Origin of the sequence: Marinobacter iranensis (assembly GCF_029207565.1) — a bacterium.
Taxonomy (GTDB): Bacteria; Pseudomonadota; Gammaproteobacteria; order Pseudomonadales; family Oleiphilaceae; genus Marinobacter; species Marinobacter iranensis.
In genome coordinates this window covers 179,838-198,994 of record NZ_JANCMW010000003.1, presented here as the reverse complement: position 1 = coordinate 198,994, position 19,157 = coordinate 179,838, and the positions used below count along the sequence as shown (strand labels likewise).

General features: G+C 60.4%; 16 protein-coding genes and 1 tRNA gene. 5 read left to right on the top strand and 12 right to left on the bottom strand.

Annotated elements, in window-relative coordinates:
- Positions 1-116 precede the first annotated feature (116 nt).
- The 4 genes from phnE (NLU14_RS07355) to phnD all read right to left on the bottom strand — a co-directional run bounded on the left by phnE (NLU14_RS07355) (position 117) and on the right by phnD (position 3,602).
- A complete protein-coding gene (gene phnE, locus NLU14_RS07355) occupies positions 117-926 on the bottom strand; it encodes a phosphonate ABC transporter, permease protein PhnE (protein WP_275705557.1) in 810 nt (269 codons plus the stop codon).
- Complete coding sequence (gene phnE, locus NLU14_RS07350) at positions 920-1,738, bottom strand: phosphonate ABC transporter, permease protein PhnE (protein ID WP_275705556.1); 819 nt, start codon at positions 1,736-1,738, stop codon at positions 920-922. Before phnE (NLU14_RS07350) ends, phnE (NLU14_RS07355) begins: the two co-directional genes overlap by 7 nt.
- Positions 1,735-2,529 carry a phosphonate ABC transporter ATP-binding protein gene (gene phnC / locus NLU14_RS07345; protein ID WP_275705555.1) on the bottom strand — a complete coding sequence of 265 codons (795 nt, stop codon included), beginning with the start codon at positions 2,527-2,529 and terminating at the stop codon, positions 1,735-1,737. Before phnC ends, phnE (NLU14_RS07350) begins: the two co-directional genes overlap by 4 nt.
- Before the next feature lie 77 nt (positions 2,530-2,606).
- Entirely contained in the window at positions 2,607-3,602 is a 996-nt protein-coding gene (gene phnD / locus NLU14_RS07340) for a phosphate/phosphite/phosphonate ABC transporter substrate-binding protein (RefSeq protein ID WP_275705554.1), read from the bottom strand.
- A 460-nt stretch (positions 3,603-4,062) separates the two neighbouring features.
- Here phnD and hppD point away from each other — a divergent pair, with 460 nt between their 5' ends.
- A complete protein-coding gene (hppD, locus tag NLU14_RS07335; protein ID WP_275705553.1) occupies positions 4,063-5,136 on the top strand; it encodes a 4-hydroxyphenylpyruvate dioxygenase in 1,074 nt (357 codons plus the stop codon).
- A gap of 82 nt (positions 5,137-5,218) precedes the next feature.
- On the opposite strand, the gene maiA is transcribed toward hppD, so the two are convergent.
- From maiA to NLU14_RS07315, 4 genes are all read right to left on the bottom strand, one after another.
- Positions 5,219-5,860: a maleylacetoacetate isomerase gene (maiA, locus tag NLU14_RS07330; RefSeq protein WP_275705552.1), complete on the bottom strand. Its 642-nt coding sequence runs from the start codon at positions 5,858-5,860 to the stop codon at positions 5,219-5,221.
- Positions 5,857-6,882: a fumarylacetoacetate hydrolase family protein gene (locus tag NLU14_RS07325; RefSeq protein ID WP_275705551.1), complete on the bottom strand. Its 1,026-nt coding sequence runs from the start codon at positions 6,880-6,882 to the stop codon at positions 5,857-5,859. Before NLU14_RS07325 ends, maiA begins: the two co-directional genes overlap by 4 nt.
- A gap of 22 nt (positions 6,883-6,904) precedes the next feature.
- Positions 6,905-8,209, bottom strand: coding sequence for a homogentisate 1,2-dioxygenase (hmgA, locus tag NLU14_RS07320; RefSeq protein WP_275705550.1), 1,305 nt, complete (start codon positions 8,207-8,209; stop codon positions 6,905-6,907).
- A gap of 173 nt (positions 8,210-8,382) precedes the next feature.
- The gene (locus tag NLU14_RS07315) at positions 8,383-9,057 is read right to left on the bottom strand and encodes an IclR family transcriptional regulator (protein WP_275705549.1); all 675 of its coding nucleotides are present in this window, start codon (positions 9,055-9,057) and stop codon (positions 8,383-8,385) included.
- Positions 9,058-9,156: 99 nt separating this feature from the next.
- Here NLU14_RS07315 and NLU14_RS07310 point away from each other — a divergent pair, with 99 nt between their 5' ends.
- The 4 genes from NLU14_RS07310 (at position 9,157) to NLU14_RS07295 (ending at position 14,430) form a co-directional block, all read left to right on the top strand.
- Positions 9,157-11,496: a cytochrome P450/oxidoreductase gene (locus tag NLU14_RS07310; protein WP_275705548.1), complete on the top strand. Its 2,340-nt coding sequence runs from the start codon at positions 9,157-9,159 to the stop codon at positions 11,494-11,496.
- Positions 11,497-11,566: 70 nt separating this feature from the next.
- On the top strand, positions 11,567-12,586 hold the full coding sequence (locus NLU14_RS07305; RefSeq protein ID WP_275705547.1) for a TRAP transporter substrate-binding protein: 1,020 nt from the start codon (positions 11,567-11,569) through the stop codon (positions 12,584-12,586).
- Positions 12,587-12,644: 58 nt separating this feature from the next.
- Entirely contained in the window at positions 12,645-13,115 is a 471-nt protein-coding gene (locus tag NLU14_RS07300; RefSeq protein WP_275705546.1) for a TRAP transporter small permease, read from the top strand.
- A gap of 13 nt (positions 13,116-13,128) precedes the next feature.
- Positions 13,129-14,430, top strand: coding sequence for a TRAP transporter large permease (locus tag NLU14_RS07295; RefSeq protein ID WP_275705545.1), 1,302 nt, complete (start codon positions 13,129-13,131; stop codon positions 14,428-14,430).
- 96 nt (positions 14,431-14,526) lie between these two features.
- On the opposite strand, the gene NLU14_RS07290 is transcribed toward NLU14_RS07295, so the two are convergent.
- The 4 genes from NLU14_RS07290 to NLU14_RS07275 all read right to left on the bottom strand — a co-directional run bounded on the left by NLU14_RS07290 (position 14,527) and on the right by NLU14_RS07275 (position 19,157).
- A tRNA-Arg gene (locus tag NLU14_RS07290) sits at positions 14,527-14,603 on the bottom strand.
- A 121-nt stretch (positions 14,604-14,724) separates the two neighbouring features.
- Complete coding sequence (locus NLU14_RS07285; RefSeq protein ID WP_275705544.1) at positions 14,725-16,569, bottom strand: protein kinase domain-containing protein; 1,845 nt, start codon at positions 16,567-16,569, stop codon at positions 14,725-14,727.
- A gap of 9 nt (positions 16,570-16,578) precedes the next feature.
- Positions 16,579-18,153 (bottom strand): dihydrolipoyllysine-residue acetyltransferase, encoded by a 1,575-nt coding sequence (locus NLU14_RS07280; RefSeq protein WP_275705543.1) that lies wholly within the window; start codon positions 18,151-18,153, stop codon positions 16,579-16,581.
- Between the two features lie 26 nt (positions 18,154-18,179).
- Positions 18,180-19,157 carry an alpha-ketoacid dehydrogenase subunit beta gene (locus NLU14_RS07275; protein ID WP_275705542.1) on the bottom strand — a complete coding sequence of 326 codons (978 nt, stop codon included), beginning with the start codon at positions 19,155-19,157 and terminating at the stop codon, positions 18,180-18,182.

Here is a 19,157-nt window from a genome sequence, read left to right as displayed (position 1 = left end):
CCGTCCGTGGAAACAGGGTAGAACCTGTGGTCAGAGTGTCATCCACATCCGTGAAGAGATATCTGGCATTCCGAAAATCAAAGTCATGCATGGGCTTTGCTCATTGGCATCATGGTTTACAGTACCTTCTTGCGCAGCATACTCGTCAGGGCTTCACCCGCCAGCACCAGAACAATGATGGCCAGCAGTATGGTGGCCACTGTCTGCCAGGCAAAGGTATCAATGGACCCCTGGAGAAGAACGCCAATACCACCGGCCCCAACCAGGCCCAGCACGGTGGACTCCCGGATGTTGATGTCCCACCGCAGGATGACGATGGCAAAGAACGCCGGCATGACCTGGGGCACAATGCCGAACAGGACGACTTTCATCCGTGAAGCTCCGGTAGCTTCCATGGCTTCCACGGGGCGCCGGTCGATTTCCTCAATCGCTTCACCCATGAGTTTTCCGATAAATCCCACAGACCTGAACATCACTGCCAGGATGCCTGCAAGTACGCCCGGGCCGAAGATGGCCACGAACAGTAACGCCCAGATAATGGTGTTCACGGAGCGGCTGGATACCAGAATGAATCTTCCAATCCATAGGGTCAGCCGGTTTGGCGTGGTGTTCTGGGCCGCAATGTAGGACACGGGGAGAGCGATGAAGACGGTGAGCATGGTGGATAGCGTGGCTATGTGCACGGTTTCCAGCATGGCATTCAGGATCGCCGACCAGGCCTCAAACTCAGGGGGCCACATGCGGCCGCCCAGGTTCTGGATCTGGGTGGGGGCGTCCCACACCCAGGGCCAGAAAATATCGATGTCTCTTATGGCCCAGATCACCGCAAAGAGAGTGATAAAATAGGTCGCGAACCGGATCCAGCGCTCTTTTCTGCTGTACCGGGTCCATGGGCGGGCGGTAAATTCCGCTGTCTGCTCTACCATATTTTCTTCCTCACCCATCCGCTGATACCTTCACTGACAAGAATCACGCCGACGATGAGAATCAGGATTGCAAAGGCGAAGTCGTAATCGTAGCGTCCGAAGGCGTTCATCAGGGTTGAGCCAATACCGCCTGCGCCAACAATACCTACGACGGCCGAGGCCCGCAGGTTGCTGTCCAACTGATACATGGAAAGACCGATCTGGCGTGGCAGGATCTGTGGAAAGACACCATAAATGAGGGTCTTGAAGAATCCAGCTCCAACGGCCCGCATGGCTTCCATCTGGCCCCAGTCGATTTCCTCCACCTTTTCGGCAAGGAGCTTGGCAACGAAACCGATGGAGTAGAGCGTCAGCGTCAGAATGCCGGCAAGTGGACCAAACCCGACCGCCGCCACGAACAGGATGGCGACAATTACCGGGTGGAAGCTGCGGGACAGAATGATGATGCCGCGCCCCAGAAGGTATATCGGTAAGGGCGCCAGGTTTTTTGCCGCCATCAGGGCTATGGGTATGGATAGAAAAACGCCAAGAAGAGTGGCGAGAAAGGCTATCTGGAAGCTCTCCTTGAAGCCGGTCCACATCAATTCGGCCCGCTCAAAGCTTGGAGGGAATGCCCCGCCGAATATGCGGGCGGCCCTCGGCAGGCCCTCGGAAATCCGCTCCCAGTTGAATGGCAGTGTGTTGAATGTCCAGTAAAGATAAATAACCACCGCGATCAGCAGGCCGTATCTGAGCCACGGGCTGGCAATGAAGGGCGGTTTTTTCCATTTCTGCCCGGTAAGCGGGCCAGCGCCCGATCTTGCCTCGTTCATGTCGTCCGGGCCTCCGCCGTCGGCTGTTCCTCGACTCCTGTTTCATCGGGAGCCTCAATGCCCCCGTAGATGGCATCGAGCGCCTCCTGGTTGAACTCGCCAGGAGTGCCGTCAAAAATCATTTGACCGTTGCGCAAACCCACAATTCGGTCGGTGTAGGTTCTGGCCTGGGAGACGTTATGAATATTGATCAGAACCGGCAGGGAGAGTTCGCTGGCGAGGCTCTGTAACAGCACCATGATCTGTTCGGATGTTTTTGGGTCAAGAGACGCGGTTGGCTCATCGGCAAGCAGAATTTCAGGCTCCTGCATCAGCGCCCGGACAACGCCTACGCGCTGGCGTTCGCCGCCAGAGAGCTCATCTGCCCTCTTGTTGGCATAGTGGGCAATGCCGACACGATCCATCAGATGGAAGGCGCGATCTATGTCGGTCTGGGGAAATTTTCTGGTCAGGGCCTGGTAAAGGGAAACATAGCCAAGGCGGCCAGCCAGCACATTTTCCATTACCGTCAGCCGGTCAATCAGGTTGAATCCCTGGAACACCATGCCGATTTTTCGACGGGAATGCCGCAGGTTGGCCCCCCGGAGGTTGACCAGTTCCCGACCGTTCAGCTTGATGGAACCGGAGGTGGGTTCTACCAGACGATTGATGCACCGCAGCATTGTACTCTTGCCAGCGCCGGATGCCCCGACGACAGCAACCACGGTATTGCCTTCCACGACCAGATCCAGGCCTTTCAAGACCGGCTCGTCGCTACCGTAACGTTTAACCAGGTTGGAAATCTCAAGCATAGGGTCTTGCACCTGCGGAAATGAACGAAATGCTTGCCGGCGCAGCCATGGCTAACCGCACCGGCAAGAGGACGGCGTTATTCCAGATTGTCCGGGGTGTACTGCACGCCGTTGGCAGACTGGATGGCCCGGATAACTTTCCAGTGCTGCTTGTAGTTGATGGGAATAAAGGTTTCTACCCCATCGAATTCCTTGCCGAGTTCTGTTCCTGCAAATTTGAAGGAATAAAAGGCTTCCTTGATTTTTTCGACCAGGTCAGGGTGCAGGTTGTAGGCGTAGTTGTAGGAAGTGGTGGGGAAGCGATCGGACTCCCAGACAATCCTCACATCCTCTTCGTCGTAGAGGCCCCGGTCCGCCATGCGTTCAACTACCTCAGAGGCTACGGGCGCTGCGTCATAGTCGCCGGCGACAACCCCGAGCATGGACTGGTCATGGCTGCCGGAAAAAATCACCTTGTAATCCTCACCCGGCACCACGCCCAGTTCGGGGAAAAGTGCTCTGGGCGCCTGATTGCCTGAGTTGGATGTCGGCGAGGTGTGTGCCACGCGCTTGCCTTTCAGGTCTGGCATTTCCTTGATATCCGAATCTTGCTGGGTATAGACCTGCAGTGTGTAGCCGAACTGCCCCTCATCCGAGCCCATCAGAGCGAAGGGAACTGCTCCGGCGAGATTGACTGCAAACGGCGTGGGGCCGGTGGAAAAGCCCGCGACGTGGAGGCGGCCGCTACGCATGGCTTCTACCTGGGCCGCATTGGACTGAACGGCGAAAAAGCGAACATCCCGGCCGGTGACTTTCTCGAGGTGATCGATAAAGGGCTGCCAGATATCCGAATAGATCGCGGGGTCTTCTACCGGAGTGTAGGCAAAAATCAGAGTGTCTGGATTGACCCACTCCGACTTGTCGTCCGGGCGATCGGCAACGAGGTCGCCATCTTCATCACAGTACATGGCGTCCAACGTCCCCCTTTCGCAGTCAGCCAGGGCATGGCTCATACCCAGGGTCAGAACCGGGAGTAGCGATACTGCTATCCATAGTTTCGCAGGGCTCACAGGAAATTTTCTGGCAGATTTCATTGGCATCCTTCCTTTTCTTGTAGGTTGTCAGGGCCGCGGATTCCGTATTACCGGCAAACGCCGGAACCGTGGCTGGCGAACCGCTTCAGTTTCCGGATTCAGCTCTTTCTTTATAGTTCAATTGAACTGTTATTACATTCTCAAATGAATTACTCAGGGTTAACGTAGACGGGAGAGGTGTTGAGGGTCTTTGCCTGGATGAAGAAATTGAACTGTTACTTTGCCCGCATATCCACTAACTTGAAGTTAACTTAATTCAGACAAGATTTTCGCGACTCATGGCATACCTCTATCGACAGGAAAAGCGCAGGAAGGGAAAAGCTACTGCTAAAGTAACTCCTGCGATTCCCAGGCTAATCATGGGTAGTCACTTGGCCCGCAGTATACGAGGAGTACCCTGCGCACCACCTCCTAACGATCAAGACGTAGCAAAAATATCTACTATTCTGGAGGTTTTACAGTGACTGATCTTTTAAAAAATCCCATGGGTCTTGATGGCTTCGAGTTCGTTGAGTTTGCTTCACCAATCCCGGGTGTGCTTGAGCCTATTTTTGAGTCAATGGGCTTCGTTAATGTCGCTCGGCACCGTTCTAAAGATGTGCTTCTCTATCGCCAAAACGGCATCAACATTATTATCAATCGAGAGACTACTGGTCCGGCGCGCTATTTTGCTAACGAGCATGGCCCTTCTGCATGTGGCATGGCGTTTCGTGTCCGGGATGCTCACCAAGCCTATGACAGGGCCCTTGAACTTGGAGCCGAGCCTATTGAAATACCAACTGGCCCGATGGAATTACGCTTACCCGCAATTAAAGGAATTGGCGGAGCGCCGCTTTATCTGATCGATCGTTACGGTGACAAGGGATCAATTTACGATATCGACTTCGAGTATCTGGTCGAGGATCGATATCCTGGTGGTGCCGGGCTGAAACTGATCGATCACCTGACGCATAACGTGTATCGCGGACGAATGAATTACTGGGCCGAGTTCTACGAACGCCTCTTCAACTTCCGAGAGATGCGGTTTTTCGACATCAAGGGCGAGTACACAGGGCTTACCTCGAAGGCAATGACCGCCCCCGACGGTATGATTCGCATTCCGTTGAATGAGGAGTCGTCCGGGGGAGCGGGACAGATCGAAGAGTTCCTGTTGGAATTCAAGGGTGAAGGAATACAGCATGTGGCATTCCTCAGCGATGACCTGATTGCCACATGGGATAAGTTGAAGTCCCTGGGAGTACCGTTCATGGATCCGCCGCCGGACACCTATTACGAGATGCTTGATGAGCGTCTGCCAAATCATGGCGAGCCGGTGGAAGAGCTTCAGACGAGAGGCTTGTTGTTGGATGGTACGACTGATGGCACCAAACGTTTGTTGGTACAAATTTTCTCTAAAGCACAGTTAGGTCCGGTGTTTTTTGAGTTTATCCAGCGCAAAGGGGATGACGGTTTCGGCGAAGGGAATTTCAAAGCGCTCTTCGAGTCGATCGAGAAAGACCAGATCCGTCGCGGAGTGCTTGAAACAGGAGGATAAGCTCGAGTCAAACTCCCTCTCTGTAAGGTAGAGACAGATCGAAAATCCGGCGCGCGGCAGGTTTGCCGAGATCCCGTGCGCCTCAGCCGGCATCCGGTTGTGCGTCCGGATGGGCACGAGCGAAGCTAGGCAGTTGGTTACAGGCGGTGTGGATGCGTCGGATGGTGGGATATGACTCAAGGTCGCAGCCAAAGCGCTCGGCGTTGTAGACCTGTGGCACCAGGCAGGCGTCCGCCAGCCCCGGCTGGTCGCCGTGACAATAGTGGCCGGTGCGGGGATCGCCGGCGAGCATTGCCTCCAGCGCATCGAAGCCCTCTGCGATCCAGTGGCGATACCAGTCGAGCTTGGTGTCCTCGTCGACACCCAGTTCTCCGGTGAGATACTTGAGCACTCGCAGGTTGTTGAGTGGATGGATTTCGATCGCCAGCAGGCCCACGAGAGCCCGGACTCGGGCCCGGTCGGCGGCGTTCGCCGGCAGCAGCGAGGGCTCGGGGTAACGCTCCTCCAGGTATTCGCAGATCGCCAGCGACTGGGTCAGCCGTTCGCCCTCGTTGGTCTCCAGGGTAGGCACCAGACCCTGCGGGTTCAGTTGCCGGTAGGGTACTTCCCGCTGCTCGCCCTGCAGCAGGTTCACCGGCTGCTGCCGGTAGTCCAGCCCCTTGAGATTGAGCGCGATCCGCACCCGGTAGGAGGTCGACGAGCGGTAGTAGCCATACAGCTTCATGATGCCCCCTCGTAACGCACCACCTCCTGATCGATGGCGCCGAAGATGCTCTTACCCTCGCCATCGAACATCTCGATGCGTACCCGATCGCCAAAGCGCATGAACGGGCTCTCGATCTCGCCGTGGAGGATCTTTTCCACCATTCGTATCTCGGCCAGGCAGCTATAGCCGACCCCGCCGTCGGCTACCGGTCTGCCCGGGCCGCCCTCGGTGTCCGGGTTTGACACCGTGCCCGAGCCGACGATGGCCCCTGCGCCGAGGTGGCGGGTCTTGGCGGCATGGGCGACCAGCTGCGGGAAGCTGAAGATCATGTCCGGCCCGGCCTGGGGCTCACCAAACTTCTCACCGTTCAGATGTACCGTCAGTGGCAGATGCACGCGCCCGTCCCGCCAGGCATCGCCGAGCTCGTCCGGGGTAACGGCAATTGGCGAGAAGCTGGAGGCCGGTTTGGCCTGGAAGAAGCCGAAGCCCTTGGCCAGCTCGCCGGGGATCAGCCCGCGCAGGCTGACATCATTGACCAGCATCAGCAGCTTGATGTGCCCGGCTGCCTGCTCGGGGCTCACCCCCATGGGCACGTCGTCGGTGACCACGGCGATTTCGCCTTCGAAGTCGATGCCCCACTCCTCGCTGCCTGCTTCCACCGGGTCATAGGGCCCGATGAAACAATCCGAGCCCCCCTGGTACATGAGCGGGTCGGACCAGAAGGTTTCCGGCATCTCTGCGCCGCGGGCTTTGCGTACCAACTGCACGTGATTGAGGTAAGCCGAGCCGTCAGCCCACTGGTAGGCCCGGGGCAGTGGCGAGTGCAGGGCCTTGAGGTCCAGTTTGAAGGCGCCTTCTACCTTGTTCTCATTGAGGGCGTGGTAGACCTCCTCGAGTTGCGGCGCGAGGGTGTCCCAGTCTTCGATGGCGGCCTGCAGGGTGAGGGCGATCTGCGCCACCCTGACGCCCCGGCTGTGGTCCCGGGAGACCACGATCAGCTGTCCGTCGCGGGTTTCGTTCTTGAGCGTTGCGAGTTTCATAAACCGGAATCCTTTAAGTCGTTTAGCGCGCGTTGGGCGTGAAATGTGAGTGTAGCCCCTGCCAGACGTCCACGTAGTCGCTCTGGAGGAAATCGGCGGACAGTGCCATCGGGGTGGGGTTGAAGACGTAGCGGCTCTCGAACATGAAAGCCAGCGTATCCCCCAGATATTGAGGCGTGAGTTCCGCAGTGGAGGCCTGCTCGAAGGTGTTCGCATCGGGCCCGTGGGGCGACATGCAATTGTGCAGGCTGGAGCCCCCGGGAACGAAGCCTTCGGCCTTGGCATCGTAGGTCCCGTGGATCAGGCCCATATACTCGCTCATGATGTTGCGGTGGAAGTAGGGCGGTCGGAACGTGTGCTCGGCCACCATCCAGCGCGGCGGGAAGATCACAAAGTCGATATTGGCCATTCCCGCAGTGTCCGACGGGGAAGTGAGCACTGTGAAGATCGACGGGTCCGGGTGGTCGAAACTTACCGTGTTGATGGTGTTGAACCGCGTCAGGTCATACTTGTAGGGCGCGTAATTGCCGTGCCACGCGACCACGTCCAGCGGTGAGTGATCGAGCTCGGCCGCCCAGAGCTTGCCGCCAAACTTGGCGATGAGCTCGAACTCGCCCTGGGTATCTTCGTAGTAGGCCGTGGGGGCGAAGAAGTCGCGCGGGTTGGCCAGGCCGTTGGCGCCGATAGGACCCAGGCCGGGCAGCTCGAACGGGCTGGCGTAGTTCTCGCAGATGTATCCGCGGGCGGCGTCGGTGTCAGGCGCGCGGCGGACCTGGAACTTGAGGCCGCGCGGGAGTACGGCGATCTCGCCGGGGGCGAGTTCGAGCAGGCCCAGCTCGGTGCGGAGCAGCAGTGTCCCCAACTGGGGCACCAGCAGCAGCTCGCCGTCGGCATCGTAGAAGTAGCGCTCAGTCATGTCGGCATTGAACGCATAGAGGTGAACGCCGCAGCCGGCCTGGTTGCGGGCGTCGCCGTTGGTGGCCATGGTGAACAGACCGTCGATGAAGTCGGTGGTGGCTTGTGGCATGGGCAGTGGATCCCAGCGCATCTGGTTCGGGTCGGCCGCCACCGCCGTGTCTGGCGCTGTGGATAGCTGTCCGGCTTCGATGGGGCGGTAGGCCGACTGCGCCACTGAGGGGCGAATCCGGTATAGCCAACTGCGCAGGTTATGACTGCGCGGTGCGGTGAAAGCGCTGCCGCTGAACTGCTCTGCATACAGGCCGTAGGGGCAGCGCTGGGGTGAGTTCTGCCCCTCGGGCAGCGTCCCGGGCAGGGCCTCGGTGGCGAATTGATTGCGAAAACCGCGTTGGTACTCAAGATCGCTCATGATTCATCCCCAGGGTAGGTGCCGAGCGTCTGTCAGGCTCGAGTATTGGTTGTCCGCAACAACTTAACTCTTCAGATAAGCACAGCCTTTCCGGGATTTCAACAACCGACCCATACCGGCACCCCGGCGCCGGATCTGGATCGAAAGCGCCATGGCGCTACGCCGCATCCGCTTTACTCCATTCGTTTCACCAGTCGCCGCGCGCAGTCGACTGTCGCCGCGGTGGCGGCTTCCACATCAAGATCCTGCAGCGCCACCACGCCAACGCAGCCTTCGAAGCGGAAGTGGCTGTCAACGGGATAGACCAGCGGCGCGGCCACGCCGACGGCCCCTGCCTGAAGCTGCCCCCGGGTGATGCTGTAGCCATCGCGGCGGGCTTGGCGTAGCGCCTCCGAATCGTCCGGGCGTTCCGGGCGCAGGGCGGCGACGGCGATACCCGCCGCGCCCCGCTCGAGCGGATGGCGACTGCCCACACGGTAGGAGACCCGCAGCAGCAGCGTTTCGGGTTCCGCCACCTCGACGGCCACACACTCATCCCCATGTCCGACGCACAAAAAGGCCGTCGCCCGGGTGCGCTCGGCCAGTTCCTGCAGCAAGGGACGGGCCATGGCCCGCAGCTGCGGCTCAACCCGTGACGCCAACGCCACCACCCCGCCTCCGAGGCAGATCCGGCCATCGCGGCCACGGGTCACCAGCCCGTGACCCTCCAGTGTAGTGACCAGACGATAGACGATCGCCCGGTGCACGCCCAGCGCCTCCGCCAGTTCGGCTATCGCCAGCCCGTTTTCCTTTTGAGCCACCAGTTCCAGGGCGGTCAGCCCCCGGGACAAAGTTTGCAAGGAACTCATGTGGTGTACATCCCCCTCTGTTTGACGAATCGCCATATCGGTTCTATTCTCTAATAGTGCACGATATGTGCGTTATTAGTAAACCATACGGAGGAGGCTGTGACGAGCCAGAGCGCTGACAAGCAGAAGGCCCATCGCTCGATGGGGTGTCCCGTCACCGCGGCCGCCGCTGGCGGCTGCCCGCTCTCGCACCAGGCGGCGGAATTTGACCCCTTCGGCAGCGACTATCAGCTGGATCCGGCGGAGGCGCTGCGCTGGTCACGGGCTCAGGAACCGGTGTTTTACAGCCCCAAGCTGGATTACTGGGTGATCAGCCGCTACGACGACATCAAAGCGGTATTCCGGGATAACATCACCTTTTCCCCCTCCATTGCCCTGGAAAAGATCACTCCGGTGTCGCAGGAGGCACAGGACGTGCTGCTCGGCTACGACTACGCCATGAACCGTACGCTGGTCAACGAGGACGAACCTCAGCACACCGAGCGGCGCCGGGTCCTGATGGAGCACTTCGCGCCGGAAAACCTGGAACGCCACAAACCGATGATACGTCGTCTGACGCGGGATGCCCTGGACCGGATTATCGACCAGGGCGAGGCGGATCTGGTTGATGAAATGCTCTGGGAGATTCCCCTGACGGTGGCTCTGCATTTCCTGGGGGTGCCGGAAGAGGACATGGGCAAGCTACGCGAATACTCCATCGCGCACACCGTGAATACCTGGGGCCGCCCCTCCAAAGAGGAACAGATCGAGGTGGCCCACGCCGTTGGCAACTTCTGGCAGTACGCCGGCAAGGTGCTGGAGAAGATGCGTGCCACCCCGGACGGTCCCGGCTGGATGCGTTACGCCATCCGCCAGCAGGCGAACTACCCCGAGGTTGTCACCGACAGCTATCTGCACTCGATGATGATGGCCATCATCGTCGCCGCCCACGAGACCACTGCCCACGCCTCGGCCAATATGTTCCGTCGGCTTCTGGAGCGGCGCGAGTTGTGGGAGGAGCTCTGTCGCAAGCCGCAGCTGATACCCAACGCAGCCGAGGAATGCCTGCGCCATACCGGTTCGGTCGTCGCCTGGCGACGCATCACTACCCGTCCGGTCACCATCGGCGATGTGGAGCTGCCAAAGGGCGCGCGGCTGCTGATGGTTACCGCCTCCGGCAACCACGACGAGCGCCATTTCGAAAACCCCGATGAGCTGGACCTCTACCGTGACAATACGGTGGACCACCTGACCTTTGGTTACGGCAGTCATCAGTGCATGGGCAAGAACATCGCCCGGATGGAAATGCGGATCTTCCTTGAGGAGTTTACGCGTCGGCTGCCGCACATGGAGCTGGTGCCGGATCAGCAGTTCACCTACCTGCCCAATACTTCTTTCCGCGGACCGGACCACCTCCGGGTGCGCTGGGACCCGTCGTGTAACCCCGAGCGTCTTTCGGAACAGGCCCGGGAGCCGCGCATGGACTTCGAGATCGGCGCGCCGGCAGTCAAGGATCTGGCCCGCAGCGTGCGCGTTGCGGACAAGCGCTTGCTGGCGGAAGGCATCGTCGGCCTGAGTCTGGAGGACCTCCATGGTCGGCCGCTGCCGAACTGGACACCTGGGGCCCACGTCGAACTGCTGCTGGATGACATGGGCCGGCACTACTCCCTGTGCGGTGATCCGGACCGTCCGGAGCGCCTGGAACTGGCGGTATTGCGCGAGCCGGAGAGCCGCGGCGGCTCAGTCTATGTCCACGAACGCCTGCAGGTGGGCGACGAGATCGGCATCCGCGGACCCAAGAACCACTTCCGCCTGGACGAGCGCGCCGAAGAATATGTCCTCATCGCCGGCGGTATCGGCATCACCCCCATCATCGCCATGGCCGACCGGCTCAAGCGCCTGGGCAAGCCTTATACGCTGCACTACGCTGGTCGCTCGCGCAGAACCATGGCGTTCCTCGATCGACTGGTGGCGGCGCACGGGGATCGGCTATACCTCTATCCGGGGGATGAAGGTGAAAGGCTGCGGATCAACGCCGTGATTGGTGAGCTGGCCGCAGGTCGCCAGATATACGCCTGCGGCCCCGAGCGGCTGCTCGAGGCGCTCGAGCTGGCCACCAACGACTGGCCCGCCGGCGTGCTGCATATAGAGCACTTCGGTGCGGCCGGCACCTTGCTGGATCCGGGCAAGGAGGAGGCCTTCGAGGTGCTCCTTGAAGACAGCGGCTTCACTGTGCGGGTGGCTTCGGACCAGACCCTGCTGGAGGCACTGCGCGCGGCGGGCATCGACGTCGCCAGCGACTGCGAGGAAGGTCTTTGCGGTACTTGCGAGGTAGCAGTGACCTCGGGCGAGGACATCGATCATCGCGACCGGGTGCTCAGCCGCGAGGAGCGCAACGAAGGCAAGCGCATGATGGCGTGTTGCTCGCGGGCACGAGCCCGGATCAGTCTTGCCCTGTGAACCGGCCGTCAGAGCTGGAGGCGGCCAAGCCGCGTTAAAAAACCACAATAACCAACGAGGGGATTTGCCCATGTTCAAACGAAGCCTGATTGCCGGGATCGCCCTGGCTGCCGCCGCTGCGCTGCCGGCTGTCGCACAGCAGAAAATCACCCTGAAACTGAGCCACTTCCTGCCGCCGGTGCACGGCATCCACACCGACTTCATCGAGCCCTGGGCCGAGGATCTGAAGCAGTGCACCGACGGTCAGGTGGACGTGCAGATCTACCCCGGCGGCACGCAGATGGGCGGGGTCGCCAGTCAGCAGGAACAGGTGATGGCTGGCGTTGTCGATATCGCCCACGGCTTGCACGGGATACCGCGTGGGCGCTTCCCGCGTACCTCCATCATCGACATCCCCTTCCTGGTGGCGGATGCCGGCGTCGCCAGCCGCACCCTCTGGACGCTTTATCCGGAGTACCTAAAGCCGGAGTACCGGGGGCTAAAGGTGTTGGCGCTGCATGCCCATAACGGCGGCGTGATCCATACCCGCGATACCAAGGTTACCTCCATGGATGATCTGCAGGGCCTGCGCATCCGCACTCCCAGCCCGGCCGTCTCCATGATGCTCGAAGAACTCGGTGCCGAGCCGGTGGGCATGCCCCCCGGGCAGGTCTACGAGAGCCTGCAGAAGGGCGTGATCGACGGCACCGTGTTCCCCTGGGACCCGGTAAAGTCCTTCCGGCTAGACGAGGTGCTGGACTACCATCTGGACGGTGGCGTCTACACGGTCTCGTTCTTCTTCGTGATGAATCAGCGCAAATACGACTCGCTGCCCACGGATGTTCGCGGTTGCATCGACAGCCTCTCCGGCGACGCGCTGGTGGCCAGGTTCGGCGACTGGTGGGACAAGTGGGACCAGGCTGGCCTGGACGCCGTCAAGGCTCAGGGTAACGAGATTGCCGAGCTGAGTGACGAGGAGCGTGCCCGCTGGCGCGAGAAGCTGCAGCCCATGATCAACCGTTACCTCGAATCGCTGAAGGCCCAGGGCGTCGAGAATCCTCAGGAGATATATGAGGCGGCGCAGAAGTATGTCTCTGAGTTCTCCAACTAAACCAAACGGGACCGGGGTCGACGACCAGGGCCACCGCCCGGGAATCTGGTCCCGAGCGGTGGCCCTGGTCTTTCGTGCGACGGCCCTGTTCGGTGTCGCCTGTCTGCTGGGGGCCGCTGTGGTCACGGTGGTGGATATCGGGCTGCGATTCTTCGACACAGCTATTCCCGGCGTGGTGGATATCGTTCAGTTGCTGATCCTGGCAACCGGGTTCGCAGCCATCCCCTTCGCCTTCCACCGCGACGCCCACGTCAGCGTTGATTTGCTCAGCCAGTTCCTCCCCCGGCGCATCCAGTCGCTGCTTGCCGCCCTTGCCTCGCTAGGCGGGGTAGTGCTGATGGGCCTGATCCTCTACTACGGCTGGGAGGCGGCGAAGATGCAGATGATGTTTGGTGACGTCTCGCAGAACATTCGCATCCCCATGATCTGGTACTGGGTCCCGCTGCTGGTCGGCTCCGCGTTGTCGGTGCTCGCCGCGGTGCTGGCGACGCTGCAAGCCCTCGCCGGTCTGTTCAGATCTTCTTCTTGATGGAGCGCGCTATATGACGCCCCCCGTGATCGGCCTTCTGGGCTTTGTCGTCACCGTGGTCCTGATTTTTTTCCGGGTGCCGGTTGCAGTAGCGATGTCTCTGACCGGCATTGGCGGCTTCACCCTGCTGAATAGCTGGAGCGGCACTGCCTTCGTGCTCGGGGCGGCACCCTTCGGGGCGGTATTTCCCTACAATCTGTCGGTGGTTCCGCTGTTCATCCTGATGGGCGTTTTCGCGGCACAGGCTGGGCTGTCCCGCAGCCTTTATGATGCCGTCAACGCCTTTACCGGCCATTTGCGGGGCGGACTGGCCATGGCCACTATCGGTGCCTGCGCCCTGTTCGGGGCCATATGTGGATCATCCCTTGCCACTAGCGCCACCATGTGTGGCGTGGCGCTGCCGGAGATGCGGCGACACGGCTACGACGATCGCCTAGCGACGGCTTCCATCGCTGCAGGTGGGACGCTTGGTGTGTTGATTCCGCCTTCGATCATCCTGGTAATCTACGGGCTGCTGACGGGCACCTCCATAGGCCAACTGTTCATTGCCGCCCTTATCCCCGGCCTGCTCGCAATGCTGCTGTACATGGCGGCCGCCTGGTTATGGGTACGGCTGAGGCCGGAACTCGGGCCGCCGGCCGAACGTCACAGCTGGCGCGAGCGTCTGACGGTACTAGGCCGGGTGTGGACCGTGCTGGGTCTTTTCCTGCTGGTTATTGGCGGTATGTATTTGGGCTGGTTCTCACCCACCGAGGCGGCGGCCGTCGGCGCCCTGGGTGCCTTCCTTATCGCTCTATTCTCGGGTTCCCTGACCCGCTCGACCTTCTTCGCCAGCGTCTGGCAGGCTGCCGAGGTCACCGGCATGATCTTTTTGATCCTGATCGGCGCCGCCTTGTTCAATTACTTCATCGAAACCTCGAACCTGCCGTTCTACCTGGTGGACCTGATCGAGGAGGCGGGACTGACGCCGGTCATGACCCTGCTCCTCATCATCGCCTTCTATCTGCTGCTGGGCTGCGTTATGGATGCCCTCTCCATGGTCCTGCTGACCATTCCGTTCATCTTTCCCATCGTTGCGAACCTGGGCTTCGACCCCGTCTGGTTCGGTATCGTGGTAGTCACCGTCGCGGAGATCGGCTTGATCACACCGCCGGTGGGCATGAACCTGTTCGTGATCCAGGGCGCCGCTGGCGACGTCCGGCAGTCGACCATCTTCCGCGGCATCGTGCCGTTCTTGATGGCAGACCTGGTGCGTATCGGTCTGTTGCTGCTGTTCCCGGCGCTGGTGCTTTGGCTTCCGGGCAAGATGTTCTGAGCTGCAGCGTCGGTACGGCGGGACATGTCCGGTTTCAGAGAGCAAACCATCTTTCACAAAAAAGCCCCGCATTCAGCGGGGCTCCTTTGTGAAAGATGGCCCGCCCGTCAGGATTCGAACCTGAGACCTCTGCCTCCGGAGGGCAGCGCTCTATCCAGCTGAGCTACGGGCGGGTGTCGGAATCAATGCGGTGGCATCAATTTCGAGTGCGCAATCTTACGTGTGATGGGGTGTTCTGTCCAGTCCTCTTGGCGCCGGTTTAGCACAGTTAAAGGGTTCAGGCGGATAAAGGGTTCAGGCGGAATCGGCTTCGGCCCGGGGGTTTCTGGGGTAGTAACGTTCCGGCAGGCGTTCGATGTGGGGGAAGAAGCGGGTGTCCTTATAGGGCATTTTCATGAAGCCGGAAACGCCCAGGCCGGTGATCTGATTCACGGCAGCCAGTATTTCGTCCAGCAGGCGGGAGAATTCGCCTTCCCGATCCGGATCCAGCAGGCGGTAGTGGCTGTGGATCTTGAGGTGGCGGGGCAGGGCCTCGAAGATGATCATGCCGGTGTGGTGAATGTCGTTGAGGGATTCCAGCGCATTGATGATGGTCTGGGGCAGCACCAGGAATTCTTCCGGGTCGGGGCCATCCTCGAAGTAGGAGTGCACCCGCGATTCGTCTTCCACTTCCGGTGCCGCGCTGACCTCGTAACGCAGTTGCATGCCGGGTTCGGGCACGAAAGGCTGATCGGGTTCGTCGCGGTCGATGTGCAGGGTGTTACGGGCGTTGAACAGGCAGCTCTTGAAGATACCCTGGCGGTAGATGGCCTGGGCCAGGTACACCATGTTGTTGACGGCCCGGACGAACGCGGTTTTCAGGCTGGGGTCGTGCAGGTTCAGTGAGGTGTCGATGTAGACACCGTCGGTCTCCCAGCGCACGGCGAGGCCGCCTTCCACGGGGTATCGCCCCAGGCGGCTTACGGAGGCGAGAAACGCCTTTTCCGTCTCCCCCATGCCTTGCATGAAGTTCTTGTAGTAACGGTCCAGTTGCACGTCGTTGACATCGTTGAGGGTTTCCGGCGCGCCTTCCTGCCGCAGGAAGGATTTGCGGGAGCTGTACACCACGGTGTCGATTTCGTGGTCTGATGGCCGTGTCCATACCGGCACCATGGGTGCCAGTGGTGGCTCCGGCAGGTCAATCATCACCGTGCGCGCCATCCTCGGCATTTCTTTCAGGTAGTAGTCACCAGCACGTAGACGCGTCTCCGGATCCGGCGACAGCATGCCATCAAGCATGCGGGCGAATTCCATGGGCAGGCCCAGGGAGGTGGCGGGAATGGCCTGGTGACCAAAACGGCACGACTGGCCGGAAGCCAGTGCGTAGAGGGTTCCGGCAGCGCCCTGTTCGTCAAAACGGGGCGACGAAAGCCCACCATTCAGCTGCTCTTCACCGATAAAGTAGACATCCCCCAGCCGCGCATTGGTCTGCTGCAGGTTGTCGGACATCAGCTCCATGACGTTGGTGGTGAGGAACTGCTGGTTGGCGTCGAGCTGCGCGAACACCGATGAGCCCCAGTCGATCAGGGCGATGTTCTCGGTGCTTGCGTCGAACACCAGGTTGGATGGCTTGATATCACCGTGCACGATAGGGCGCCCGGCGGGGCCGTTTTCGCGGCGCAGGTTGCGCAGGATGTCCGCAAGCTGGCCGGCGATTCGTATCACCACCCGGGGCTTGAGGCGGCCCTCCCGCAGGGAGACTTCTTCCAGGTTAAGGCCGGCGGCCCGTTCCATCACCAGGATGGGCTGGTTGTGTGCCCGTTGATAGGCGATCAGCCGGGGAACCCTGGGATGTCGGACCTGTTCGAGGATGAAGGCTTCGTCCTCCAGCCGGTCTTGCAGGTGTTGGGGCAGGTTAATGCGGGTGAACTTGAAGACGTGTTCCGGGCCGCTGCCGTTATGGTGAGGCAGGCGGCCCGCGAACACGAATCCGTAGGCGCCTTTGCCGATCAGTTCAATGTCGTGGTAGCCCAGTTGGCGGAGCTGGGTGGTGCAGAGCGCCACCCAGTCCTTGAGCTTCTTGGCATCATCATGGCTGAGCAGATAGATCGACTGCTCTTCGGGTATGTAGAACTGCTGCAGTTGTGTCTTCTGCGCCATGATGCCCCGTCAGCCCAGATGCAACAGCATCGATTGCGGCGATTCCAGATAGCCCTTCCAGCGATTGCAGAAGCGCGCAATGGTGCCGCCATCGATGATGCGATGGTCGCCCGCCCAGCTCACGGTCATGATGGCCCGTTCCACCACCTGGCCGTTGGCGTCGAAGCGCGGCAGTTTCTGGGTCCGGCCCAGGGCCACAATCGCAACTTCCGGGGCATTGATAATAGGCGAGGCGTATGTGCCGCCCAGCGCGCCGATGTTGGAGATGGTGATGGTGCCGCCTTTGAGGTCTTCCTGGCTGACCCGGCCCGAACGGGCGGATTCGGTCAGGCGCGCCACTTCATCGGCAATGCCCAGCAGGGTCAGGTTCTCAACGCTTTTGACGTTGGGAACCATCAGCCCGGCCTTGCCATCCACCGCCATGCCGATATTACAGTTGGGCAGGTAGTGAATCTCCGTGCCGTCGTCGTTAATACGGCTGTTGAGCACCGGGAATTCCTGAACCGCCAGGGCCATGGCCTTCATGAAGAAGGGCATCAGTGTCAGCCGTGAGCCACTGGCTTCGGCTTCCGGTTTGAGCTGTTCCCGCAGTTTCAGCAGGTCAGTGACATCAATGTCTTCGCTGTAGATGAAGTGGGGGATGGTGGTTGCCGACGTGACCATGCTGCGGGCCATGGCGGCTTTCATGCCTTTGATTGGCTCGATCCGCACTTCCTGTTCATGCTTTGGCTGCCTGCTCGCAGGCTGGGATTCGCCGGCTTGTTCCTGGCTTTGCGCAGGGGTGGAAGGCTTATCGAGGTGCGCGAGCACGTCGGCCTTCAGTACCCGGCCATCCTTGCCGGAACCGGCGATCTCGGCCAATTCCAGGTTGTGTTCCCGTACCAGCCGTCTTACGGCGGGGCTGGCGGGGGTCCGCTGCCGGTTGCCTGTTGCGACCGGTTTTGACGTTGTCGGTGTGGGTTCCGGTGCTGCCTTTGTCTCAGCTTTGGCTTCGGCGGGCTCATCACGGTCGCGCGGGATGAACGCGAACAGTGGCGAGTGCACCCGGGCCATTTCCTGTTGCTGGTGGTAGAGTTTGGTGACTCGGCCAGCCTTGGGCGCAGTAATCTCCACCATGGCCTTGTCGGTCATCACGTCGACGACCGGCTGGTCTTCCTCGATCTCGTCACCTTCGGCCACGCGCCATTCCACCACCTCACACTCAACGATGCCTTCGCCAATGTCCGGCAGGATAAAGTCTTCGGTGGCATCGTCGCCGGTGTTTTTGCCGGCCTGCGCCTTCGCCACGGGCTGTTCCTCAGGTTCGGGGCTCCGGGATTCCTGTGCCGGGCTCTGTTCAGCGGTTTCACTTTCATCAACCAGCTCGAACAGTGGAGCGTGGACCTTCGCGATGTCGCCTTCCTTATGGTACAGACGGGTCACCCGACCCTTGTAAGGTGCCGGAATTTCCACCAGTGCCTTGTCGGTCATCACCTCGGCAACCGGCTGGTCTTCTTCGATGATGTCCCCTTCGCTGACCAGCCATTTGACCAGTTCGCACTCCACGATACCTTCGCCGATATCGGGCAGTATAAAATCACTCATGATTGCTCTCCTGTCCTGATATCAACCTAGAATTCCACGCTCGACCTGATGGCCTCATGGACCTTCAGGGAATTGGGCAGGTGCTCTTTTTCCAGCACCAGTGGGAAGGGGGTGTCCATCCCGGTCACCCGAGCGATCGGGGACTCCAGGTACAGGAAGCAACGCTCCTGTATCGTTGCCGCAATCTCACCTGCAAAACCGCCTGTCAGCGGCGCTTCGTGGGTAACCACCAGGCGCCCGGTCTTGAGCACCGAGTTGGCGACGGTTTCCACATCCCAGGGCAGAATGGTTCTCAGGTCGATGACTTCACAGGAAATGCCTTCTTTCTCCGCCATTTCGACGGCGTGTTCAATCACTTCCATTTGCGCACCCCAGCCCAGCACGGTCACGTCCGTGCCTTCCTTGAGCACCTCGGCTTCACCCAGCGGCAGCCGGTAGTCTTCATCCGGTACGTCGCCCACGGAGGCGCGGTAGAGCCGTTTGGGCTCGAAGAACAGGGTCGGGTTCTTGTCATGGATAGACGCCAGCAGCAGACCCTTGGCCTGGTGCGGGTTGCGTGGCACCACAATCTTGAGCCCCGGGGTATGGGCAAAGTAGGCCTCCGGCGATTGCGAGTGATAGAGCCCACCGGCAATGCCGCCGCCGTAAGGCGCGCGAATGGTCAGCCCGCCCACATTGAACAGGTTGCCGGAGCGGTAGCGGAACTTGGCCGACTCGTTCACGATCTGGTCGAAAGCCGGGAAGATGTAATCGGCAAACTGTATCTCGGCCACCGGTACGGAGCCCTGCGCGGCCAGGCCGTTGGCAAAGCCGATGATACCTTGCTCCACCAGCGGTGTGTTGAAGCAGCGTGCCTTGCCGTACTTCTGTTGCAGATTGCTGGTGGCCCGGAAAACGCCACCGAAAACACCCACGTCTTCACCAAAGCACAGCACCCGTTCGTCTGAGCCCATGGCGGTGTCGAGGGCATTGTTGATGGCCTGGAGCATATTCATCTGTGTCAT